The 23,700-nt window shown below is 62.9% G+C and carries 21 protein-coding genes and 1 tRNA gene; 8 read left to right on the top strand and 14 right to left on the bottom strand.

The window, feature by feature from the left end:
• Positions 1-163: 163 nt before the first annotated feature.
• The 3 genes from DF200_RS06130 to DF200_RS06120 all read left to right on the top strand — a co-directional run bounded on the left by DF200_RS06130 (position 164) and on the right by DF200_RS06120 (position 4,090).
• Positions 164-1,690 (top strand): hypothetical protein, encoded by a 1,527-nt coding sequence (locus DF200_RS06130; protein ID WP_109137403.1) that lies wholly within the window; start codon positions 164-166, stop codon positions 1,688-1,690.
• Between the two features lie 255 nt (positions 1,691-1,945).
• The gene (locus DF200_RS06125; RefSeq protein WP_241520160.1) at positions 1,946-2,935 is read left to right on the top strand and encodes a CTP synthase; all 990 of its coding nucleotides are present in this window, start codon (positions 1,946-1,948) and stop codon (positions 2,933-2,935) included.
• Positions 2,936-3,133: 198 nt separating this feature from the next.
• Complete coding sequence (locus DF200_RS06120; protein ID WP_109137402.1) at positions 3,134-4,090, top strand: YwqG family protein; 957 nt, start codon at positions 3,134-3,136, stop codon at positions 4,088-4,090.
• A 125-nt stretch (positions 4,091-4,215) separates the two neighbouring features.
• Here the strand turns inward: DF200_RS06120 and DF200_RS06115 are convergent, their stop codons facing one another.
• The 10 genes from DF200_RS06115 to DF200_RS06075 all read right to left on the bottom strand — a co-directional run bounded on the left by DF200_RS06115 (position 4,216) and on the right by DF200_RS06075 (position 15,048).
• The gene (locus DF200_RS06115) at positions 4,216-5,007 is read right to left on the bottom strand and encodes an isoprenyl transferase (RefSeq protein WP_109137401.1); all 792 of its coding nucleotides are present in this window, start codon (positions 5,005-5,007) and stop codon (positions 4,216-4,218) included.
• Between the two features lie 2 nt (positions 5,008-5,009).
• A complete protein-coding gene (gene recO, locus DF200_RS06110) occupies positions 5,010-5,816 on the bottom strand; it encodes a DNA repair protein RecO (protein ID WP_109137400.1) in 807 nt (268 codons plus the stop codon).
• Between the two features lie 43 nt (positions 5,817-5,859).
• Positions 5,860-7,590 (bottom strand): alpha/beta hydrolase family protein, encoded by a 1,731-nt coding sequence (locus DF200_RS06105; RefSeq protein ID WP_109137399.1) that lies wholly within the window; start codon positions 7,588-7,590, stop codon positions 5,860-5,862.
• A gap of 33 nt (positions 7,591-7,623) precedes the next feature.
• Entirely contained in the window at positions 7,624-8,793 is a 1,170-nt protein-coding gene (locus DF200_RS06100) for an SPFH domain-containing protein (protein ID WP_109137398.1), read from the bottom strand.
• A gap of 23 nt (positions 8,794-8,816) precedes the next feature.
• Positions 8,817-9,431 carry a YbjQ family protein gene (locus DF200_RS10690; protein ID WP_146192031.1) on the bottom strand — a complete coding sequence of 205 codons (615 nt, stop codon included), beginning with the start codon at positions 9,429-9,431 and terminating at the stop codon, positions 8,817-8,819.
• 14 nt (positions 9,432-9,445) lie between these two features.
• The gene (locus DF200_RS10685; RefSeq protein ID WP_146192030.1) at positions 9,446-9,706 is read right to left on the bottom strand and encodes a hypothetical protein; all 261 of its coding nucleotides are present in this window, start codon (positions 9,704-9,706) and stop codon (positions 9,446-9,448) included.
• An 822-nt stretch (positions 9,707-10,528) separates the two neighbouring features.
• Positions 10,529-10,765 carry a hypothetical protein gene (locus DF200_RS10680; RefSeq protein ID WP_146192029.1) on the bottom strand — a complete coding sequence of 79 codons (237 nt, stop codon included), beginning with the start codon at positions 10,763-10,765 and terminating at the stop codon, positions 10,529-10,531.
• A gap of 121 nt (positions 10,766-10,886) precedes the next feature.
• Positions 10,887-12,107 carry a flavodoxin-dependent (E)-4-hydroxy-3-methylbut-2-enyl-diphosphate synthase gene (gene ispG, locus DF200_RS06085; protein ID WP_109137429.1) on the bottom strand — a complete coding sequence of 407 codons (1,221 nt, stop codon included), beginning with the start codon at positions 12,105-12,107 and terminating at the stop codon, positions 10,887-10,889.
• Between the two features lie 14 nt (positions 12,108-12,121).
• The gene (dxr, locus tag DF200_RS06080) at positions 12,122-13,318 is read right to left on the bottom strand and encodes a 1-deoxy-D-xylulose-5-phosphate reductoisomerase (protein ID WP_109137428.1); all 1,197 of its coding nucleotides are present in this window, start codon (positions 13,316-13,318) and stop codon (positions 12,122-12,124) included.
• Between the two features lie 80 nt (positions 13,319-13,398).
• Positions 13,399-15,048: a DivIVA domain-containing protein gene (locus DF200_RS06075; RefSeq protein WP_109137396.1), complete on the bottom strand. Its 1,650-nt coding sequence runs from the start codon at positions 15,046-15,048 to the stop codon at positions 13,399-13,401.
• Between the two features lie 164 nt (positions 15,049-15,212).
• Between DF200_RS06075 and DF200_RS06070 the strand changes: the two genes are divergently transcribed.
• Positions 15,213-15,286 (top strand) — tRNA-Val (locus tag DF200_RS06070).
• Positions 15,287-15,421: 135 nt separating this feature from the next.
• Here the strand turns inward: DF200_RS06070 and DF200_RS06065 are convergent.
• Both DF200_RS06065 and DF200_RS06060 read right to left on the bottom strand, forming a co-directional pair.
• Positions 15,422-15,838 (bottom strand): DUF3052 domain-containing protein, encoded by a 417-nt coding sequence (locus DF200_RS06065; RefSeq protein ID WP_241520159.1) that lies wholly within the window; start codon positions 15,836-15,838, stop codon positions 15,422-15,424.
• Positions 15,839-15,924: 86 nt separating this feature from the next.
• Positions 15,925-16,800, bottom strand: a complete 876-nt coding sequence (locus tag DF200_RS06060) for a YlbL family protein (protein ID WP_439098319.1) — start codon at positions 16,798-16,800, stop codon at positions 15,925-15,927.
• A 106-nt stretch (positions 16,801-16,906) separates the two neighbouring features.
• On the opposite strand from DF200_RS06060, the gene DF200_RS06055 reads away from it, so the two are divergent.
• Positions 16,907-18,412, top strand: coding sequence for a zinc-dependent metalloprotease (locus DF200_RS06055; protein WP_109137393.1), 1,506 nt, complete (start codon positions 16,907-16,909; stop codon positions 18,410-18,412).
• A gap of 26 nt (positions 18,413-18,438) precedes the next feature.
• On the opposite strand, the gene DF200_RS06050 is transcribed toward DF200_RS06055, so the two are convergent.
• Entirely contained in the window at positions 18,439-19,983 is a 1,545-nt protein-coding gene (locus tag DF200_RS06050; protein WP_109137392.1) for an ATP-dependent helicase, read from the bottom strand.
• Between the two features lie 13 nt (positions 19,984-19,996).
• On the opposite strand from DF200_RS06050, the gene DF200_RS06045 reads away from it, so the two are divergent.
• Entirely contained in the window at positions 19,997-21,481 is a 1,485-nt protein-coding gene (locus DF200_RS06045; RefSeq protein WP_146192028.1) for a phosphotransferase, read from the top strand.
• 54 nt (positions 21,482-21,535) lie between these two features.
• Positions 21,536-21,763: a DUF3107 domain-containing protein gene (locus DF200_RS06040; RefSeq protein WP_109137390.1), complete on the top strand. Its 228-nt coding sequence runs from the start codon at positions 21,536-21,538 to the stop codon at positions 21,761-21,763.
• A 100-nt stretch (positions 21,764-21,863) separates the two neighbouring features.
• Here the strand turns inward: DF200_RS06040 and DF200_RS06035 are convergent, their stop codons facing one another.
• Positions 21,864-22,736 (bottom strand): PHP domain-containing protein, encoded by an 873-nt coding sequence (locus DF200_RS06035; RefSeq protein WP_109137389.1) that lies wholly within the window; start codon positions 22,734-22,736, stop codon positions 21,864-21,866.
• 282 nt (positions 22,737-23,018) lie between these two features.
• On the opposite strand from DF200_RS06035, the gene DF200_RS06030 reads away from it, so the two are divergent.
• On the top strand, positions 23,019-23,600 hold the full coding sequence (locus DF200_RS06030) for a vitamin K epoxide reductase family protein (protein WP_241520163.1): 582 nt from the start codon (positions 23,019-23,021) through the stop codon (positions 23,598-23,600).
• Positions 23,601-23,700: the final 100 nt, after the last annotated feature.

Here is a 23,700-nt window from a genome sequence, read left to right as displayed (position 1 = left end):
ATCCCCGGATAACGGCACAATTCAGCAATTACGTAGTTTTATCCAAGTATTTCCCAAGCCCCCGTTAAGGATTATCATGGAGGTATTCGTGGGGTTGTATCGGTGCTGTTTTACGAAACGCCGCACGATCGCATTATCCCTAGAGACAAGGAAGTTCGTCACAATGACAACATGGACGAAGACCAGCCGGATCGCCAGGGCGGCCGCCGGACTGCTCGCCGCGGCCCTGACCGTCGGCATGGCCGGATTCGCCGGCACGACCGCCGCATCCGCCGCCGAACCGACATACCAGACGTACGATTTCGCACTGTCGGGACTGCCGACGCATAACGACGGCCTCAAGAGCAGCTCCCTCGGCATCGTCGCGGTGAACAGCGACAAGGACGTCCCGACGGCCGTGCTGAACAACGGCACCACCACCAAGGACAAGCACACCACTGAGACCAAGTACGTCGGCGTCAAGCCCGGCGAATACAACGTGACGTACACCGCCACCGGCGACCAGCTGAAGACCGCTCAGGTGGGCATGTACCCCGGATCGCGCACCGCGGACGGCATCTTCACCTCCGACCCCAACGCCGGCAAGTACTCCTCCTTCTCCCTGACCGTCAAGGGCAACCAGTCCGGCACCAGCGTGGAATCCAAGACCGTGGATCTCAAGGCCGGCGCCTACCTGACCGTCCTCGGCAACGAAAAGGGCGGCACCATCCACCTGACGGCCACCACGCCCACCGAGCCCGCGGCCAAGTCGGCCGCCATCGTCGGTAAGGACGGCAACGGCTTCACCAACAATACGACCACACTGAAGGTCAATGAGGAGCTCGGCCTGAGCGCCAAGCTCGAGAACGTGGACAAGGCCGACTTCGACTGGGCCATCGAACAGACCGACAAGGTCCTCGAGTTCGTGGACATGGGCGCCAACCCCGCCACCGACGTGCGGGTCAAGGCCGTGAAGGCCGGCAAGGCCACCGTCACGCTGACCGGCAAGAAGGGCACCGCCGCCGAAGGCGTCTCCGCCAAGCTCACCGTCACCGTCACCGCCACCGAACCCGAGCAGCCGACCCAGCCGAAGGACGTGCTCTCCGGCTTCAGCGCCGCCGAACGCACCTACCTTGAGACCTCGTACTGGACCTTCCCCGAGCAGCAGGACACCAGCAAGGGCTTCGACGGATGGGCCGCCACGACGACCGTCTACACGAAGCTGACCGACGCCCAGCTCAAGGGACTGCACAACTCCGTCCCCGGCTACAGCGCGCAGGACGCCGAGAAGCTGTTCCACTACACCGCCGCCAACGGCACCGACCAGGGCGGCGCCAAGTTCGCCGTCTACAAGAACGGCAAGGCCGTGCGCTCCTACGACGACTTCGACACGCAGACCGTGACCTACACCGGCCGTGAATCCGGTGCCACCGTCACCTACGTGTTCACCACGCTCGACAAGGTCGTGCTGGAGCAGAACAACAACAACGGCAACAACGGCCAGAAGCCGAACGGCGAGACGAACGACAAGAAGCCCGCCGTCAACGCCGGCAAGACCACCACCCCGACCACCGGCAACAACGCCAACGCGCCCAAGTCCAACGCTCTGGCCAAGACCGGCACGAACGTCGCCGCAGGCGTCGTCGCCGCGCTTGCCCTGCTGGGTGTGGGCGGTGCGCTGATGCTGCGTCGTCGCTCCCTGAACGACTGATCGGCATCCGTCCGATTCCCGAATCCCGGGGCCCGGTTCCGCATTCCACGGAGCCGGGCCTTCGCTTTCCCTACGCCAATTAGGCGGAATCCGTGGTTTCCTCGCGCGAATCGTCGCAAACAGCCCCCTCCGGCGACAAGTTGCGCGAGGAAACCCGCGATACCGACGATTTCGGCGAGGCGAATCAGCACCGACATGCGCGGTTCGGAGGCCCGAACGGAACGTACGGAGCATGGCGGCGGGTAGACTTTTCCCATGGACGACCATCATGCACTGAACCTGCTCTTCGACGCCGCACAGCTGGCGCGGCGTTGCGCCCGGCCACGCACCGGCACGGACGTCAGCGCGATTGCGCGACGCGTCAGATCCGGCGCAGTGGTGCGTCCATATCGCGGATTGTATGCGCGCGCCGACTATTGGAAACGCCTCGACCGTCACGAGCAGGTGCGGCATGTCGTGCGCTCGCTCTCCGCAATGCATCCGGATTGGGTATTCTGCGGGCCCACCGCCGCAGTCATGCATGGGCTGGACTGCTCGTACCGATTGTGCGGACCGATCTGCATCGTCTCGGACCGTCCGACGCGCATCCGGCCCTCCACGCGGCTCATACGGTATGCGATCACCCATCCCGATGTGGAGACACTCGACGGGATCCAGGTGACGGGACTGATGCGCACCCTTTACGACTGCGTGGCGAGACTGCCGGCGCGGTATGCGCTTGCTCCGATGGATTCGGCATTGCGCCTGGGCAAGGTCGATCCGCTGGTGTTGCGGAACTATCCATGTTCCCTGCCATATGTACGGGACCGGAAGCGTATAGAGGCGATGTTCGATCTCGCGGACGGGCGCAGCGAGAACGGCGGCGAATCCGAAGGCCGCGGCGTATTCGCCACCATCGGATACCCGACGGACGACATCCAGGTCGAATTCCCCTGTCTGGAGCGACGAGGACGGGTGCATCGCGTCGACTACCTATGGCAAAGGGAGGACGGGTCGAAACTCATCGGCGAATTCGACGGCGTGCGCAAATACGTGGACCCGACCATGACGTCCGGCAGAGCCATCCGTGACGTCGTCGACGAGGAGCGGGACCGGCAACGCTGCCTGGAACGCCAAGGCTCAAGCACTACGCGCTTCTACTATGCGGATTGGGATTACCCCGGCAGGATCGCACGCATACTCTCCTCGCACGGGCTGGCACGCCAACCCGGCATCCCCTCCCCGCCATTCCCCTACGCCAATTAGGCGGAATCCGAGGTTTCCTCGCGCGAATCGTCGCAAAAGGCCCCCTCCGGCGACAAGTTGCGCGAGGAAACCCGCGATACCGGTGCCAATGAACACGTCTTCTTCACCATTGCACCCAGTGAAGGCACCGGCCGGCGATTAGGCTATGTCGTAGCGCGGTCGTAGCGAAGCGCATCGTCATGCGGTAAGGAGAGCGCCATGGGATTCCTGGACAAGCTGTTCGGAGGGAAAGCCTCGAAGGACGAGCGGGACATCGTCCGCAACACCCCCAACCCCATAGCGGAGAACATCACGGGAATCCAACGGGACGAAGCCTATTCCGATACGCAGCGCATCCCCCAGCTGACCGACTATCTGGCGCAGATGATCGCATCGATGGTCCGCGACGAGACGCAGCGGCCGTCCATCGAACTCCTCCCCACGCATGACACGCCCTCCATCACCGACACCAAGATCGGCGGCGCGTTCTATGTGCCACCAGCCATGAGCACGCCCAGGAACAAGGAGACCGGCGAGCCGCTGTTCCTCCTCGCCCAGCTGAACTTCTCCCAACTCCCCCGCCTGCAGGACTTCCCCCAGGATGGGCTGCTGCAGTTCTTCATCGCCGGCGACGACTCCCTGTTCGGCATGGACTGGGACCACCTGACCCTGCAGCGCTCATGGCGCATACGATACATTCCCGTTCCCGACGACGTACGGCGGGGACGGATCGTCCGCCCCGAATGGAAGGACGACACCGACCTGCCATTGCATGACCCCGACGTCGAGTTCCGGCTGGAACCGAAACCGTCCATGCAGGCGATGCCGACTTCCGACTTCCGTTTCGAAGCCTTGCTGCAGCGTTGTCTGGGCGCATTGAACGAGCGCGACCGCGACTTCTTCCAGACGCATGATGCGGAGATTCGCGACGCGCTCGACGACATGCTGGGCGGTGCCGGTCAACGGATCGGAGGCTACGGCATGTTCACCCAGGACGATCCTCGGGAAGACGGCTCCGGTCTGGAGCGGTTCACCACCCCGCTGCTCCAACTGGATTCGCTCGATGACGGACGACTCATGTTCGGAGACACCGGAGTGATGAACTTCTTCATCGAGCCGGAACGGCTGCGCCGACTCGACTTCTCAAGCGTCGCCTACACGTGGGACTGCTACTGAACCACCGCGCGGCGCGGCAGTGAAACGCCGTCAGCGTTTCACTCCAGCAACAACGGACGGCCCCACGGCCGCGCCCTATCCGCCACGCCGCTCGATACAATTGCGGCGCGGCAGTGAAACGCTTGCTAGCGTTTCACTCCCCCAAACCGTCGATCGCGGTGGATGTAGTGGTCGATGGAACGCCACAGGACCTCGCGCCCGCAGTCGGGGAACAGCTCGGGCACGAAGTCAAGCTCCGCATAGGCGGCCTCCCACGGCAGGAAGTTGCTCGTACGCTGCTCGCCCGACGTGCGAATCACCAGATCGCAATCGGGGATGTCGGGGTTGTACAGGTGCTGGGCGATCATCTTCTCGGTGACACGGTCGCCGGAGATGCGACCGTCGCGCACCTCCTTCGCGATGGCGGCGCAGGCGTCGGCGATCTCGGCGCGCCCGCCGTAGTTGATACAGAACACCACGTCGATGACCTTGTTGTTCTTCGTACGCTCCATCGCGGTCTCAAGCTCGTCGATCACGGATTTCCACAACCGGGGACGGCGCCCGGACCAGCGCACGCGCACCCCCCACTCATCCATCTGCGCCACGCGGCGGTGGATGATCTCGCGGCTGAATCCCATGAGGAACCGCACCTCGGAGGGCGAACGCTTCCAGTTTTCGGTGGAGAACGTATACAGGCTCAGATAACGCACGCCCGCCTCGATGGCGCCGGCGATGGTGTCGAACACCACGGGTTCGGCGGCCTGATGCCCGTTGGTGCGCACGAGTCCGCGCTGCTGCGCCCAGCGTCCGTTGCCGTCCATGATGACGCCCACATGGCGGGGCACCTTGCCCTTGGGGAAATCAGGGATGATCGATGGGTCGGAGAAGGGCGCCGCGGGAATGTCGAGCGACGTGTAATCGACGTGTTCAAAAGCCATGGTTATGAATCTAGCAAGTGTGCGGAACGAATCGGGCGCTCAAGATAATACTCCGCCCATTCTTCAACTATGGCATGGACCGCCGCGGCATGGGACTCGCCGCCGGCCGACATGCGGACGTCCACCACTCCGACGTCCGCCGCCGCGACGTCGCCGCCGGCCTCGCCGCGCGCCCGGACCGCCGCATTCAATGCGTCCCAATCCCCCGCGAGCAGCGCCCGAAGCCTCGCGAGCTGCGAGGCCGTCACGCGTCTTGCCTCGGGCGTACGGTCCTTGCCGCACATCGCGCCGCCGCCCGGCACGGAGAACGCGCACAGGCCCTCCGTCTCGCCGCAGACGACGCAGGCGTCGAGACGAGGACGCCATCCGGCGAGCGCGAGGGCGCGCAGCATGTAGGATTCGCCGATGTCTCCGGGGGCGTGCAGATGCCGGGCCAGTGCGGAGATGGCGCCGACGGCGAGAAGGTATTGGCGTGGCGATGGCTCGTCGAGGGCGGAGAACAGCCGGTCGGCGGTCTCGACGACCATGCCGGCGTTGATGTAGGAATCGTAGTCGGTGATGATGCGGTCGGCGTACATGCCTTTCGACGAGGCTTGGGAGACGACGTCCAGGGATCGTCCGGTGGCGATAAGCAGGTCGGCCCGCATGAAGGGTTCGAGTCTGGCGCCGAACCGGGATTTCAATCGTCGCACGCCTTTGGCCACGGCGCGGATCTTGCCGTGGTCGCGGGTGAGGATGGTGATGATGCGGTCGGCCTCGCCGAGTTTGACGGTGCGGAGCACCAGTCCCTCGTCCTTGTAGAGTGGCATCGCGTTCCTTTCGCCGCCGGTCGTTCCAGGCCGGCCGTCGTCGTCAGTAGATGAACAGGCCCCAGAACGCCAGGACGAGCAGTATGCAGAACATGGTGAGCGTGGTGACGACGAACATGACGACGCCGAACCGCGTGGAGGCTATGACCGGCCCGGGATGCCAGTCGCGGATGCGCAGCACTGGACGCCCGGTGAGTCTGCGCACCTTGAAGTCGGCGCGCCATTCCTCCGGGGTGCGCAGCAGTCCTTTGATGGACATGGTGTGCAGTATTTCGCAGAACACGCGAGACCATGCCCATACCACGATGGCGCAGGCCCCCTGGATCGCATACCAGCTCCAGTAGATCATGCCCGGGGCTTCGGGCGCGCCGCCCCATATGAGTCCGACCATGCGCCAGATGGTCTGTCCGACGCCGGCCATGAACAGAAGCAATGACGCCATGGTGGTGGTGGATATGGCGATGAGCACCCGCTGGTATCCGCGCACGTAGCCGAGCAGCGGGCCTTTCCGCCGTATGAGATGCCCTATCTTGCGTATCAGCGCGACGATGTTGAGCAGGGCCGCCACGACCAGCATGACGGCGGCCGTCACATGGATGACGGCACCGTATATGGTGAGTTTGCCGTGGGCGTACAGGTTGGTGGGCACGGCGATGGACTGGTAGATGGTGGCGCCGGCGATCGGCGGCGACGTCTCCTCAAGACCATGCGCCCGGCCGACCGCCCAGTCGACCATGTCGTCCTCGTAGCGGTCGACGAGCGGCGTGCCCTCCTCGGCCTCGTCGCCGAGCCTCATCACATGGTTGGCGACCGGATAGTTGCGTACGGTGACGTCCCAGTTGTCGGTCCGTCTCGCCATGTTCTCGATCTCCCCGATGCCGTCGACCTGTGCGGTCATAACGTCCTTGGATCCGTAGGCCACGAAGGTGGGTATGGCGTAGCCCTGGGCCACAAGCGGGTCGAAGTCGAGGTTGCCGAGGCCGAATCTGGCCATGTCGGCGCTGAACACGCGGCGGACGATGGACTGGTATCCGGGGTTGGCGCCCACGATGGCGAAGTCCTGCGCCACGAAGAACCCCAGGGCGTGGCGTGGGCTGTACACCATGGGCGAGAGCAGTATCTGGAAGGCGATGTTCCCGTCGTCGCGTACGAGATACGGCGATATCCATGTGCTTTCCGACGTGGCGTAGATGCCGACTTTGTCCGGATTCACGGAGGGCAGCGAACGCAGATAGTCCACGACCTGCCCGTATGCGTGGGCCGAGGCCGGATAGTCGCGGGTGATGTCGTTCGTGGACCATACCGGCTTGTCGACGGTGGCGGTGACGAATCCTGCGGAGCTCAGGTCCTCGGCCACGTCGCCGAAGGAGTTGTCGGCGGTGCCGTATCCGGCACCGTGCATGAACACGACGGCGGGCAGACTGTGTTCGGCGGCCGTGGTCTTCGGCGAGCGGATGAGCACGTGCGCCCGCTGCCGTTCGCCCGTCGACGGGCGGACGAGGTCGATCCACTCGCTTCGCGTCTGGACGTCATGGTCGCCCCGTTTGGGCAACGTCCCGCCGGTGGTGTTGCGGAAGGTGACGGCCGTGCTTGCCGCCAGCGTCTCGACGCTGCGGTCGGTCGGCTCGTTCTTCCATTCCACGGTGGTGATGTGCGAGACCGACGTGAGTATGCCCATCAGAATGATGAAGATGGGGATGCTCACGAGCATCTTCTTCGACCACGTCCATTCCGTGGGATCCTGGGGTTTGCGGCGTTCGAACACGCAGGACATTCTATACGCCGCCGCCCCTGGGGTCTACTCTATTCAAAGGCCGAGAGTCTTCCGTTTGACTGAATCAAACTCTTCTTGGCTAATAACACCTTTATCCATCAGTTCTTTAAGTCGTTCAAGTTTTTCGTATGGATCAGTATTCTCTTCCTTATGCGCCTCAGTAGTGGCTTTTGCACCGACCGTCATGCCGCCAATGCCACCCATAGCCATATTCATGAAAGCAATTCCCAATGCGCCGCTATCTGGATTAGATCCTGCAGACTGAACCCCCTCAGCAAATGACGCCTGAAGATTCGAAACCCCCCGTGCTCCTATAAGCGCATCTGCGCGTTGTACCGTCTCAATAAGCTCCTTCGTTTTCGAATCATAATCAATAGCCGTAATAGAAGCCTTGACAAGGTTAATTCCTCGGCCGGCACCCCAAGAATAGTTATTCTCAATTGCCTGCGAAAAAGTATCGGCAAACTTCGCTGAATCTGATTGCAAATCGGACATCCTAACCGATCCACCATTTTTCCTCGCGAATGCGCTAAATGCTGGTGCGAGAGAGGCAACTACTTCTTTAAATAGCTGTGTCGCTGAATCATTCTCAAAATCAGACAAATCAAACACTTTTAAGTAGCTGTTGAACGAATAATAATCAGCAGGGACGAACTGTTTAAGAAAGAGAACAGGATTAATAATCTTTAACGTATATACGCCGCGCACTGATGCTCCAACTTGTGTATTGAGAAAAGCATCGTCCCAGTATATTTCATTTGGTGTGCCAAAACGAAGATTGGGAATCTCTTTCTGATTAACATATACAGCAATCTGGGAAGAACCCGGCGTACCCCCGAATGCAAAACGTTTGATAGTTTGCGTTATGATTGCGTCTCGTAAGGAGTCTCCTGCAAAGATGCTCTTTGAATTAATGTTATCTGAATGCCATGTGTAACCTCCAGGCTCTGAAATGAAGCCTGTAACCTTGCCGTCTTCGAAAGTCACAAGAGCATAGCCTTCTGGAACAACAATGCGAGAACCATTCGTTATCAAGCAGTCACTTGCAGATCGATTAGAACTTCTCGAAATACTATTCGCACTTTGTGTCGCCTTACACACGCCAACAGTCGCGGGCAACCCATCTGGAATCGTATAAAAATCAATCCATTGATCAGCAAGAGTCCCTCCGGAAGCGCCTGAAAACGCCTTGACGAAACCCATAACTCCCCCCTGATGATTGTTGTCTATGCCTTTTTTTCTATCACAACAGCGTTACCATTAGCAGTGACACAAAACACATACGGAAGATATAGAGTTCCTCCATTCATGTTCACTGTCTCTGGAGCCAAAGTCATGTAATCGAAATCAACACCGATAACAGCATTACAGCCTAAGTCGAGAGCAGCTTCCTTAAGCTCAGCAAGAGCATTACGACGTAGACTAACAAGCGCTTTACTCATGGCAGGACCAACAGCGGTGGGATTAGAAAAAATTCCTTCTCGACCTCGATCTATCTGTAATACGTCATCGCCGGATATATATCCAGAATATTTCTTAATAGAATAACCGTCAAAATTGAATCCCGAAGTGATAAGAATCTGCGACATCGCAGCTCTTCGCGCCCCTTCTTCTTTTCGTATTTCGGCGCGTTTTTCTTCTTCTTTCCGTCTATCTTGTTCTTTTTTCAACTCAATTTCGGATAGCCTAGCTTTGTAGGCGGTAATCGCACCATTAACGGCTGAATCTTCCAAATCACTTCCCAAAATAGTTGATTTCACCGGATACTGGTTTTCTTTAAGAAATTGAATGAATTCAACTTCATCGAAGTTATTCGATGAAGCAATACGCGCTACTTTCATAACGCATCCCTTCCTTAGAGATATTGCAAAGCATCTTGATTTGTGGGATCGATGTCAAGCACCAGCCCTGCATATCTCGATGCACGACTCGGGTCTTTTCGACATTTCTCCAGAAGAAGCTTCACATCTTCCATAACATCTATAGTTGCACCTGATTCTTCGTTATACGGAGCTTTTCTTCTAAAGAGAGACCTGCAATATGCACATATTTGCATATCTCCTCTGTCAATAAACTCACTGCTGCCACAATGCGAACAAACAATCTGGTCTAACATCACCTTCTCCTTGGAGACAAGGATGCCGCAATCCTAGATTCATCAAACATAGTGGTCTCCCCCCTGCCTTGCTATATCACACTGCATCGTGCATACCTTCGCTGAATCAGTGAATTACATGATATCACCCACAGAGCACATCTGCTGATAGAATGCAGTGGAATTAGATTCTCGCTTGGCTTTTGTTCTTAATGCAAAGCTGAATTCGATAACTAAACTATCTCGCTTATCTAATCTTCTTTTTCACAAATTCAGAAGTGAAGTAATCTGATGTTTGCGCCATATTCTCCTTCGCATTTAATAGGAGCTGCGGTGAGGTCATGGGCATATCTATTGCACACGGGAATTCCAGAAAAAAACGCTGTGACTCTTGCGAAGTCATTCACTCTCATTCATTGAGGACAAAAGCCCGCGGTATCGTATCTTTCTTGCCGATGCCGGTCATACGCCGATGAGACACATCTGACGGCCGATCACTCATCAGCGGATATCATAGCAACGAGGCGTGCACCAGGAACGCGGCCACTCCGTCCTGAAGGCACCGGCATGCAGTTCGGTATGTGTACAGACCCGCTGAATCCTGACAAATCCGTCGGGGACGGTGGATAATACAATACAAGCACATCATCGAACGCATGGAGTTCCATATAACCGGAGTAATGCCCGTCCGGATCGCCCAATACCTATGGATCATAGGCAACGGAGACGCATCCATCGACACGTAGCTCCTCGCGGACGATACGCAATACCTCAGCTGCAAAATCACGACGGTATCTGCTGAGTCTTTTGAGATCGAATCGCGCCAAATCGAAATACACGATGTCAATCATCGCCCAGCATTTCATGTTCAAACGCATCGAAATCAGCGTCAGTGCGCAATACTCTATCGGTCGACAGCGCATGAGGCATACGACCTCGGATATCATCGCGCCGAGCAAACATATTAATCGCATGGCGCAGATATTCATCGAAGTCAATACCCGCAGCGTGCGCGGCATCCACGGCATCCACATATCTCGCCGTATCCACATCGGGAATGCTCAATGTCATAGTAGACATAACGACCTCCGTTCAATCTCCCTGGATGGAACGATACAGCCATTGTATGCGCTTCTCAACGATTGACGACATTGTCGATTGCCCTGCGAATAGACAATGCCCCAACTCCAATCGCCTCCCGTCAGGAGGTGTGGCGTCTGATGTCGGGGGTGATGGGGATGACGACGGGGGCGGCGTCGAGCGTGGTGCCGTTCGCCTCGGCCTCATCCTTCATGCGTTCGGCGATCGCGTGCGCCTCGCCGAGCAGGGTATCGACGATCTGGTCCTCGGGAACCGTCTTGATGACCTTGCCCTTGATGAAGATCTGTCCCTTGCCGTTGCCGGAGGCGACGCCGAGGTCGGCCTCCCTGGCCTCGCCCGGGCCGTTGACGATGCAGCCCATGACGGCCACGCGGATGGGGGCGGTGATGCCTTTGAGACCGTCGGTCACCGCGTTGGCGAGCTGGATGACGTCCACCTGCGCGCGGCCGCAGCTCGGGCAGGAGATGATGTCGAACTTCCGTGCGCGCAACCCCAGGTATTCGAGCAGCTTGCAGCCGACCTTCACCTCCTCGACCGGCGGCGCGGACAGGGACACGCGGATCGTGTCGCCGATGCCTTCGGCCAGCAGCGCGCCGAACGCGAGGCACGACTTGATGGTGCCCTGCCATTGCGGACCGGCCTCGGTGACGCCCAGATGCAGCGGCCAGTCGCCCTTGGAGGCGAGCAGACGGTAGGTCTGCACCATGGTGACGACGTCATGGTGCTTGACCGAGATCTTGAAGTCATGGAAGCCCACATCCTCGAACATGTGGGCCTCCTTGAGCGCGGAGGCGACGAGCGCCTCGGGCGTGGGTCCGCCGTACTTGGCGTATAGCGTCTTGTCGAGGGAGCCGGCGTTGACGCCGATGCGCAGGCTGATGCCGGCGTCGGTGGCGGCCTTGCAGATGTCGGGACCGACCTGGTCGAACTTGCGGATATTGCCGGGGTTCACGCGCACGGCCGCGCATCCGGCGTCGATGGCCTGGAACACATACTTCGACTGGAAATGGATGTCGGCGATGACGGGGATCGGCGACTTGCGGCAAATCTCGGGCAGGGCGTCGGCGTCGTCCTGGCTGGGCACGGCCACGCGCACGATGTCGCAGCCGGCCGCGGTCAGCTCGGCGATCTGCTGGAGCGTGGCCGGCACGTCCGCGGTGAGCGTGTTGGTCATCGACTGCACGCTGACGGGCGCGCCTCCGCCGACCGGTACGGGCCCGACCATGATGCGACGGGACCTGCGCCGCGCATGCAGCGGGGATTCCCCGATGGAGGGCGCTCCCGTCTTGCGGAAAGAGGCGTCGGATGCGGTCGGGATCATGGTGTTGGAATCAGTCACGATTGCCTGTCTATCAAATCGTCGGCCAGCCGGCGCGCAGTTTGTTCGAGTCGGCTCATTTCCTCCACGGATTCGAACAGGGGCGCGCCGCGCAGTTCGGCGTCGAGCTCGTCGAGCGTCTCGCGCACGGTGTCGGTGATGCCCAGATACGGCAGCCGGCCGTCGAGGAACGCGTGCACGGCCTGCTCGTTGGCGGCGTTGAGCACGGCCGTGTGTTTTTCGGATGCGGCGAGGCAATGGCGCGCGAGTTCGACTGCGGGGAACGCCTCGTCGTCAAGCGGTTCGAACGTCCACTGCGTGGCGGTGGTCCAGTCGCATGGCCGGGCGATGTTCGGCAGCCGGTCCGGTGCGGAGAGCCCCAGGGCGATGGGCAGGCGCATGTCGGGCGGCGAGGCCTGGCAAATGGTGGCGCCGTCACGGAACTCGACCATGGAGTGGACGATCGACTGCGGATGCACGGTGACGGCGATGCGCTGCGGCGGGATGTCGAACAGGCGGCTGGCCTCGATGACCTCCAGCCCCTTGTTCATGAGGGTCGAGGAGTTGATGGTGACGACGGGCCCCATGTTCCATGTGGGATGGTGGAGCGCCTCCCGCGGCGTCACGTGGGTCAGTTCGGCGCGTGTGCGGCCGCGGAACGGGCCGCCCGACGCGGTGACGACGAGCCGTTCGACCTCGTTGTGGGTGCCGGACCTGAGCGACTGCCAGATGGCCGAATGCTCGGAGTCCACGGGGTTGATCTGCCCTGCGCGCACCTGCGAGTCGAAGAGCAGATGCCCTCCGGCCACCACGGACTCCTTGTTGGCGAGCGCGAGCTGGGAGCCCGCCCTGAGCGCGGCGATGGAGGGTTCGAGGCCGATGGAGCCGGTGATGCCGTTGAGTACGACGTCCGCGCCGAGCGACGCGACGTCGATGACGGCCTGCGGACCTGCGGCCACGTCGATGTCGGAGACGCCGAGCGCGGCGAGCGCGTCACGCAGTTCGTCGGCCGCGGACTCGCGGAACACGGCCACATGGCGGGCGTGGAACCTGGCGGCCTGTTCGGCGAGGAGGGCGATATGCGAGCCTCCCGCGGCGAGCGCCGTGACCTCGAACCGGTCGGGGTGCCGTGCGATGACGTCGAGCCCCTGGGTGCCTATGGATCCGGTGGATCCGAGCACGATGACGCTACGATGCCAGGAGACGTCGTCCAGATAGGCGTCCGTGGGGTTGTCGTTCGGTGATTGACTCACTTGATGTTCACCTGTTTCTTCTGGATCGGGGTATCCGTCGTTCAGGATTTCTTCTCGTCGTTCTCGATGTTGCTCGTGGGGAACGTCAGACTGGGGATGTGGAAGTCCACGGCCGGTATGGAGCTGGTGTCGAGCAGCGACGACAGGTAGTCGTCGGCTTCGGCCGTCGATGTCCGGCCGTCATGGTCCGTGCCACCGTCCGATTTCTGGGATTCGGCGGGTTTCGCGGAGCCGGCCTCACCCGGCGCGGGGGCGGAATACGTGGGGGCGTACGACGACTCGTAGGACGAGGCCAGGTACGGCGATGAAGCGGACGCCGGCGCATCCGGTCCGTCCGCCTTGTCGATGGCGACGCCGTTGCCATTGCTTTCGCCGCCGTTGTCGAACGCGTCGAAGTCGAAGGAGTACGCCTCCGTCGCCCCAAGTGCCGGCGAGGGCTCCTGCGTCGAAAGTTCCGGGGCGGGGGCCGGGGATTCCGTCTTCGGCGTGGCCGGGGCCGCGAAGTCGAACCGGTGGGAGGATCCGGCGTCCGGAGACGGGGGTGCCGGCAGGTCGTCCGGCGTGTATGCGGCGGTCTCCTCCAACGGGGATGGTTCCGGCGTCGTCGCAGGCCGCGAGCGCCGGGGCTTCTGCCCGATATCGGCAACCGGTTTGTCAGTGGCCAGCTTGTCAGTGGCCGGCTTGTCAGCAGCCGGTTCGGGATGGCTGTTTCCGGCGGTGGTCGCGTTCACCAGGCCCGCCAGCGATCCGCTGACCGCCGCAGCCGGCGATTGGGCGAAGGGCAGTCCGTCGCCGCCGGCGTTGAATATCTCGTTCTCCGCCTTGCGCAGATCGTGGAATGACGGGGTTTCCTTCCCGTTTCCGGCGCCCGTCTTCGACGTGTCCTCTTTACCCGGAGCGTATCCGTATCCTTCCAGCGCCTCGGTCTTGGCCTCGTTCTTCGGCTGGGGCACGGCGTTGAACAGCATCTCAGTGGGGCGTTGGCTCAGCGGAGCGGGCGTGGACTGCACGGCTGACCGGGACGGCTTCACGTCCCCCTCCTCCACGCTGGACAGCGACCCTTCAAGGCGCGCGAACGATTCGAGGCGCGACAGCACCTGCACCGCGCGGTTGAGATAGGCGTCCACCTGCCGTTCGCTGTATCCGTGCCGTCCGGTGCGTTGGGTGAAGATGATGTTGGAGACGCGCATCGACGTCAGTTCGGCGTCTGCGGCGGCGTCCGCGTCCTGATCGGATTCGCCGAGCTCGCGACGGATCTTGCCCACGATCTGCGTCACCAGACGGTCGACCTGCCTGCGGTCATACGACGGCTTCTTCTCCTCCCCCGGGGAGAACCGGTCCTTCTCGGGACGCTCCGATCGCGGATACAGGCTGTGGGCGAGCTGCTCGGTGGTCGCGCGCCATGCCACGCGGCCGAACGAGGCCACGTCCCATTGGGTCTGCTTGTCGACCACGGCCTTCTCCAGCCGGTTGAGCGCGGCGTCGACCTGCGAAATCACATATCCGTTCTTCTCCAAGGCGAACGAGACGTTCTGGATGTCCTCCTGGGTCATCTTCGGTTCGGCGTCCTCGTACAGGGTGTGGGCTCGTTCGAGGAAGGAGTCGACCTGACTGACGTCATAGCCCCACTTGCGTTTTCCCGCCTTGGCAATCGAAGCACCGTTGCGCCCTGTCTCACGCTGATGCGCCATAAAACCGACCTCCTCGGCTGCGATGGATTTCTTTCGACTACAGCCACCTTACGTGATTGCGCGGTCAAATATCGTATCGGAACCGGACGGACACGAAAAAACCGGCAAAAGACACGACACGCGGAAGCACATACCGGGTGGTATGCGTTATCCTAGACGATTGCGGGTGATTAGCTCAGTTGGTTAGAGCGCCACCTTTACACGGTGGATGTCAGGGGTTCGAGTCCCTTATCACCCACGATAGAAAGGCCGTTGGAAACGATCCAACGGCCTTGTTCAATTCACGAATGTGCCGATACCGGCCGAAAACCGTCGTTTTTCTGCCCTAATCGACGATTCATGAATGGAAGGGGCCATCACCGGCCCCGCATCATCATCTTCCTTTTCCGAACGCGCGCAGACGCACCGCGTTCCAGTCGGCGTTCACCGTCTGCGGGGTCGCGGCGTTCATGCCGGACGTCTTCGCCGCGTTCTCGATGGTCGTGGCGCCGGCGGCGCCCTTGCGTCCAGGCTTCGGGGTGACCACCCAGAACGGGCTCCCCTCGTTCAGCACGGTGGCGGCATCCATGATCGTGTCCGACAACGCATCCTCGTCGTCGCCATCACGCCACCACAGGATCACGCCGTCGACGTCGGAATCATAATCCTCGTCGACGAGGTCCTCGCCGGTGATGGTCTCGATGCCCTCGCGGATGGAATCATCCACGTCGTCGTCCCATAGCCACTCCTGGATGATATCGCCGGAATGGAACCCAAAAACGTCAGCCGTATGCCTAGTAGTTTCAACCACGGATTCAGCATAGCAACACTTGCGGAACAACAACGGCATCGAAACCACGAATGTGCGAATAGTGGTCGTTCCGCCTCATCGGCCCGCTATTCGGCGGCGCAATGCGGCAGGGAGTCCCCCCTGCCCTGGCCGATGGCGACCAATGCATCGTACGCTTCCGACAGGTTCGATACGCTCACGTCGCGCAATCCGTCGGGCACATGGCCTACGACCTCGCCGCAGTTGTCCTTGGGGGCGAGGAACCATGTGGCGCCGTCGCGCCGGGCGCCGATCATCTTGAGGCGGATGCCGCCGATGGCGCCCACCTTGCCGTCCTTGTCGATGGTGCCGGTGCCGGCTATGGTCCTGCCGCCGGTCTCATCCGCCTCGGTGAGCTTGTCGATGGCGCCCAGCGCATACATCATGCCGGCCGACGGCCCGCCGATCTCGTCGACGTTCATCGACACCGTCACGCCGGACGTGTCCATCCCCCGGGATGCGAGGAACCTCAGCGCCTGCGTGGACGCGGCGTCCTGCGCGCCGGTCATCTCCTTCTTCGCCGTGCGCGTGTAGTCCTCGCCGCTCTGCCCCGGCGGGATCACCGCCTCGCGCGGCAGCACGCCGGCATGGGGGTTCGCCCAGGCCAGCAGCGCCTCCGCGTTGGTCGGAGGCCAGTCGATGCCGTAGCTGTTCACCGTGGTCAGCAGCAGACGGCCGGTGTCGTCATGGGTCTTCGCGCCCTTGACCACGATCATCGGCCTGGCGTCGCCGGAGTCACCGGAGTCACCGACGTCCACCGTGCCGAGCACGTCCCGGGTGGGGCCGGGCCCCTCGGTGACGTATCCGCTGGGCATGCACAGCATGACCACGCACAGCACGGCGCCGACGAGGCCCAGGCTGTATCGGAGGCCTCGGACGCGGAAATACCGTATGACCCGCGACGGCATGGCGCTGACGGCGAACTTGACGCGTTTGAGATGCATGATGGGCATACCCCTCATAGTATGGATGGAAAGGACTTCTTTTATTATTGGAGTCAACGATAACAACCGTAGCGGCGCCCGTGCGTCGGCAACAGATGGTGAAGGTATGGAAGACAACGAACTGCATCAGTGGCTTATCGACTCCTTCGGCCCGGTTCAGGGGGAGATGGCGTGGAAGCAGTTTTCCGCGCTGCCCGAATCGATTCGCGAGCAGATCATGAGCCAGGGGGTCGAAGGGCTGCCCAGGCCTTCGGAGGTCCGTTCTCTGGCGGAGGCGCTGACGGCGGGCGGGCTGAACACCGCCGGCGACGTGCACCGCACGATGGAGGAGGGGCCGATCAACGTCAGACTCGCCCAGTCCATCGCCCTGAACAAGACGAGGGAGGCCGGCTCCGCCTCGATGGTCAGCGCCGAGGACGGCGCCGCCGCACGCCAGTCGCTGAGCGAGGCCAACCTGTGGCTCGACACCGTGACCGAGTTCGATCCGGTCAAGGGGCAGGCCGACGTGCTCACCCGCGCCGAATGGGTGGAGCGAACGCTGCCCTCGTGGGCCTCGTTCGCCGCGCCGGTCGCGGAATCGATGAACGACGCGCTCGCCTCGGTGTTCTCGGAGCGTCTCGGCGGCGCGCTCGACGGCGAGGTGTCCGGCATCTTCGCCGGCCCCGTGCCGATTCCGATCCCCGACGACCTCAAGAACCCGTCCACGCTGATGAAGCTGCTGGGCAACACCTCGTTCGCCATGCAGCTGGGCAACGCGGCGGGCAACCTCTCCAGCGAGGTGCATGGCAGCTTCGACCAGGGCATCGCACTGCTGAAGAACCCGGCCGGCGCGCTGATCCCCGAGAACATCGACGCCTACGCCAAGGAGTTGGAGATCGACCGGTCCGAGGTGATGGGCTTCCTCGCCCTGCACGAGGTGTCGCACGCCCGGCTCTACGCCTCCGTGCCGTGGCTGATGCCGCGGTTCGAGGCGCTGATCGGCAAGTACGCGCGAGGCATCTCCATCGATCTCGACGCCATGGAGGAGCAGCTGCGCGAGGCCGAGGCCATGAACCCGGAATCCATCGCCGGCGCGGTGAACCTGTCGAAGGTGGGCATCGGGGATTCCCCCGAGCAGAAGGAGGCGCTCGGCAGCCTCGAAACGCTGCTCGCGCTGGTCGAGGGCTGGGTCGACTGCGTGGTGTGGCGCGCCGGCATGGCGCATCTGCCGCACATCGAGCAGCTGCGCGAGATGATGCGCCGCGAGCGCGCAGTCGGCGGCCCGGCGGAGCTGACGTTCGAATCGCTCCTCGGCCTCAGGCTCCGGCCGAAGCGCCTGCGCGAGGCCGCGGGGCTGTGGGAGGCCGTCACGGCGGCCGAAGGCGCCGAGGGACGTGACGGCCGATGGGGGCATCCCGACCTGCTGCCGACGTTCGCCGACCAGAAGCCGGACGGGACAGGCGACGCGCCGGATTCCACGGCCGCCGATGAAGGCCGCCCCGCCACCTCGGTGGACTGGGACGCGGAGCTCAGCAAACTGCTGGACGAGAACGGGGACGGGAGCGCGGGCGACGACGGCTCCGAATCCGGCAACGACGGCGGCAACGGTACCGACGGCAACGGCAACGGCTGACGCCGACCGGTGCGCCCCGTCCCGCTCTATCCGAGGAACCGGCTGGGCGTGCGCCGCTGCATACTCGCGCCGTCCTTGGCCGTGGCGAAGGAGAGGTCCACGGTATCCTCTCCCCGCGTGACGGCCACATACATGAGCCGACGCTCCTCCTCCAGAAGGTCCCCGGGTGCGGGCGATCCGAACGGCATCAGCCCCTCCGAACACCCGATGATGAACACATGCCGCCATTCCAGACCCTTGGCAGCATGGATGGTGGAGATGCTGACGGCCCCGGCGGGGCCGGCTGCGAGGTCCGCGGCCGCCGCCCGCGCCGCCGCGGCGGACGAGTCGATGAGCGCAGCCCCGCTCTGACCGTATTCGGAACGTATGCGCGAGCGGATCCGCAATCGCGACAGCGCCGCGCGCACCATCGCCCCCTGCGCGTTGATGCGCATGAGCACGGCGATGTCGTCGGGATCGACGCCACGGGCCACCAGTGAAGCGATCTTCCGTGCCACCCCCTGCGCCTCCTTCTCGTCGGTGTCGTAGGAGGAGCACATCATCCTCCGGCCGGACTCGCGTCCCGAACGAAGATCGAGATAGTCGCCGGCGCATGGCGCGGCGGAGAGCACGCGGTTGGCGTACCGCACGATCTGCGGCGTGGAACGGTAGTCGGTCTCCAGCCTGACGTCGGCGTTCAGCGAACGGAACTCGTCGGCGAAGCCCAGCAGATAATGGCTGGTGGCGCCGGCGAACGAATAGATGGTCTGCGCCGGGTCCCCCACGACGCACAGGGAGTCGCGGTCCCCCATCCACAGCCGCAGCAGCCGGTGCTGCAGCGGGGACACGTCCTGGTATTCGTCGACGGTGACCCAACGTACACGGGAGCGGATCGACGCGGCCTGCTCCTCGAAGTGTTCGAGCACATGGCAGGCCATGAGCAGGATGTCGTTGAAGTCGATGCGGTTGCGGCCCGTCTTCGCCTGCTCGTACGCCATGATGACGTCCGCCATGCGGCCGGCGTCCAGCTCCGCCGGCGGGATGCGGTGCGTGGCGGCGCATACGCGTTCGTAGTCCTCGGGGGCGATGAGCGACACCTTCGTCCAGTTGATCTCCGCCGACAGCGCGCGGATGGCCATCGGATCGGCGTCCGCATTGCCCGTCACCCGCGTATAGGCGGCGGAGACGGACTGCCGCGGGTCCTCGATGATGCCCGGGAAGTACGCCTCGCTCAGCTCGGGCCATACGCGCCGCAGCTGTTTGAGCGCTGCGGAGTGGAATGTGGCCGCCTTCACCTGCGGCACACCGAGCGCGGCCAGCCTGGAGCGCATCTCGGCGGCGGCCTTCACCGAGAAGGTGACGGCCAGGCTGCCCATGGGATTCCATGCCCCGGTGGCGCAGGCGTAGGCTATGCGCCGGGTGATGGTTCGGGTCTTGCCGGCCCCGGCACCGGCCATGATGCGCACTGGCCCGTCGACCGCCCGGGCGGCCCTGGTCTGCGCCTCGTCGAGCCCTTGGAGAATTTCCTCGCCTTTTGCATTCACACACCCATTCTCGCAGGTTTCCTGAACGATTCGGGACCCGACTTGCATTAGAGTGGAACACGTGAGTGAACGTTCAGTATTTACCCTGGCGGCCCTTGCGTCCGCCGCCATGCCGAATCTCTCCGTGGCCAGCACGCGCGAATCCGAGCAATACCCGCTTTCCGGGGACGACGGCATCGACACCGCCGTGGTCACCGACACCGCGGGAAGGGAGTTCGACGTCAGCGTATCCGACACGGCCGCGGGAAGGAAGCGGCTGCTGACCCGCGCGAACTCATCGGCAGCGCTGCTGCGCGCCAAGGAGCCAGCTGGACTGGGATTCGCACTGGAGCGCACCGTCGCGTTCCAGTCCGGGGAACATGCCAACGGCCCCACCGGATCCACCGCCGTGCTCGTCTCCGTGCACAACGACGGCTTCGCCACGCCGCTCGACCAGCTGACGGAAAGCCAGTGCGTCTCCGTGGGCACCGCCATCGGCGCCATCCACCGTCTGCGCCCGGCGTTCCTGGAGAAGGAGCGGTACCCATCGTTCTCGTCCATGCAGATCCGCAACCAGCTGGTCTCGTGGATAGCCCGGCTGAAGGAGGCGGGCCACGTCCCCGACGAGATCACGTCGAGCTGGGACCGCATCGTGGCCACCGAGGGACTGTGGTCGTTCCACACCTGCCCCGTGCATGGCGGGTTCGACGACGGGGACATGCTGTTCTCCAGCACCGGCCTCAACGCCATCTACCATTGGAGCAACATGCAGGTCAACGATCCGGCGCGCGACCTGGCGTGGATATTCGACAGGCTCGACTCCAAACGCCGCAACAACGTGCTGTCCGCCTACGCGCGGCTGATCGGCTCCCGTCTGGACGACCTCATCATGCTGCGCGCCAGCCTGTGGCTGCAGATGGAGCAGGTGGGCGACTTCATCCGCGCGCTCGACCGCGCCGACAACGACAAGATCATCGAATTCAAGGCGCAGGTGGAACGGCTCGCCCATCAGCTTTCCGTACGGGCCTCAAGGCTCACGACGCGAGACGGCGCGGAGCAGCCCGGCCGCCATCCGTCCACGATCACCGTGGGGACCCTGCTGGAGAACGACTCCCCCGCCGACCGGAACAAGGACCGGAACAAGGACCGGAACGTCGAACCGCCGTCCTCCCCACGAGACGACGCCCCCGCACGCGACGCCACACAGACGTCGTTCCCGCCGAAGACCAAGCGCCAACGTCCCGTATTGGACGAGCCGACCGATGCGCACCCGCAGGCGCCGGAGTCCAAGACCGACGTGGTGACGCCGGCCGACGTGAAGACCGACGGCACGCGTACCATCGCCATGCCGAGGCTGACCGAGGCGGATTTCGACGACGACGGCAACGTCACGCCCTCCCCCATGACCGACGACAACCATGTGGGCGACCATCCGACCGGCTATGTGTCGCTGGTCGACTCGGACGCGGACACGGCCGGCGACGACGCCGGACGCTCGCCGGACGACGTTGACGCCGACAGCGAAGAGCCTGCGGACGTTCCGCCCGAATCCGCCGGCAATCGCTAGAATCCGGTGATAGTGTTGATAACCAGCAACCGGCCAAACGGCCAAGGAGGAACCATGGACGTCGAAATCGGCATTCAGAACGTCACACGCCCGGTGAGCTTCGCCACCGACAAGTCCGCGGACGAAGTCAGCGCCGCCATCAGCGAGGCCGTGGGCCAGGGGACGGTGGTGGACCTGACCGACGTCAAGGGCCGCCGCATCGTCATCCCGGGCAAGGCCATCGGATATGCCATCGTCGGCTCCGAGACTTCGCATCCGGTCGGTTTCGGCGCCCTCGGCTAGGTCATCGCCCGTCCCGTACGGCGACATGCATAACGGCTTCCCTCCCATGCGGCGGGAAGCCGTTTTCCGTTGCTCGACGGCATCGCCGTCCGCGGTATCGCTACCGTATGATCCCGATCGCGCCGCGACGCACGATCTCCTCGACGGTGGCGTCGTCGGTGACGTGCTCCCCCATCACGTTCGGCTTGCCCGCGCCATGCCAGTCGGAGCCTCCCGTCGTCAGCAGATGCAGGTCCTCCGCCAGTCCGAGAAGACGCTTCCTCTGTTCGGGGGAATTATCCCTGTGGAACACCTCCAGGCCGTCCAGTCCGGCCTGTGCGAGATCGGCGATATGCTCATCGGTGAGGATGTGGTTGTTGCGCGACGTCGCCGCCGGATGCGCGACGATGGCGACGCCGCCCGCATGCTTGACCGCCCTGACCACCGTACGGGCGTCCGGCGAGACTATCGGCACATAATACGGGCCGTTCTTGTTGATGGTGCCGGCGAATGCGGCGGAACGGTCCGGGAAGAACCCCAGCGCCACCATGGCGTCGGCGATATGCGGCCTGCCGATGGTCGTCGACTCCCCCTCCTTCACCTGCGCGATCACATCATCCCAGGTGATGGGGAAATCGGCGGACAGGTTCTCCACCATCTTCTTCATGCGTTTCGTGCGGTTGATCCGCGTGGTCTCGAACAGGTCGCGCAGAACGTCGTCGTCCGGCGAATACAGCAGTCCGAGCATGTGCACGCAGATGCCGTCCATGTCCGCCGTGATCTCGGTGCCGCGCATCAGCGGCATGCCATGGCGCCGACTGGCCTCCTCGGCCTCGCCCCATCCCGCCCACGTGTCATGGTCGGTGATGCCCACGCCGGACAGGCCCCGCCGGCACGCCTCAAGAACCAGCCCCTCCGGCGATTCGGTGCCGTCGGAGTATGCGCTGTGGCAATGCAGGTCCCATCCGATGGTGTGTTCGTTTCGTGCAGTCATATCACTATCGTAAGCTGTTGCCGTCATAAGTACACGCCGGATGTGACGATGACGCAGTCCGCGTCATGGCACGGCGGGAAAACGATGGACATCGGGGGGACGATGGTGGACCGACACGACAACGCCAACCGACACGGCAATGCCAACGGCAATTTCGACAACGATTTCGACAACGACGATTTCGACAACGTGGCCTCATACGACGCTGACGCGACCAAGACCGCAGGCCGCGGGGACGCGCCGCGCGGATGGCGGCACGGCGCCGCATGGACATACCTCGTCATGCTGGCGGCCTCGGCGGTGGCGCTGATGGTGTCGTTCGTGCTCTCCGCCGAAACGCTGCATCTGGCGCGGAATCCCGACGTCAAGCTCGACTGCGACGTCAACTCCGTGGTCTCCTGCTCCACGGTGGCGCAAAGCTGGCAGGCGGAGATCATACACATCGGGGACCTGAGCTATCCGAACGCGTTCTTCGGCATCGCCGCCGAGGCGGTGTTCATCACCGTGGCCGTCATCGGACTCGCCCGCGTGCGCGTGCCCCGCTGGTTCGCCGCATGCACCTGGCTGGGGGGTCTTGCGGCGCTCGCCTACGCCTATTGGCTGTTCACGCAGTCGGTGTTCGTCATCCATGCGCTGTGCCCATGGTGCCTGGTGCTGATGTTCGCCACGACCATCCAGTTCATGGCGTTGACGCACGCGAGCGTGCAGGTGCAGGGCCTGCCGCGTCACGACGGCCGTTTCGGAGGCCTGCGCCGCGGGCTGGACACCTATTATCGTCTCAACATCGACCTGATGATCGACGTCGTATGGGTGCTCGCCCTCGTTACCATCATCATGCTCAACGAGGGCGCGTCGCTGCTGTAGGCACGGACGATTGCCGGCCGGACACCGGTTCCGGCCGACGGCGTGCCCTCCCGGGCCCCGGCCCCGGCCCCCCGCCCGGGGGGGCCCCCCCGCCCGGGGG

The sequence above is a fragment of the Bifidobacterium catulorum genome (assembly GCF_003129925.1).
GTDB classification, from domain to species: domain Bacteria; phylum Actinomycetota; class Actinomycetes; order Actinomycetales; family Bifidobacteriaceae; genus Galliscardovia; species Galliscardovia catulorum.
This window is presented reverse-complemented; position numbering and strand designations above follow the sequence as displayed.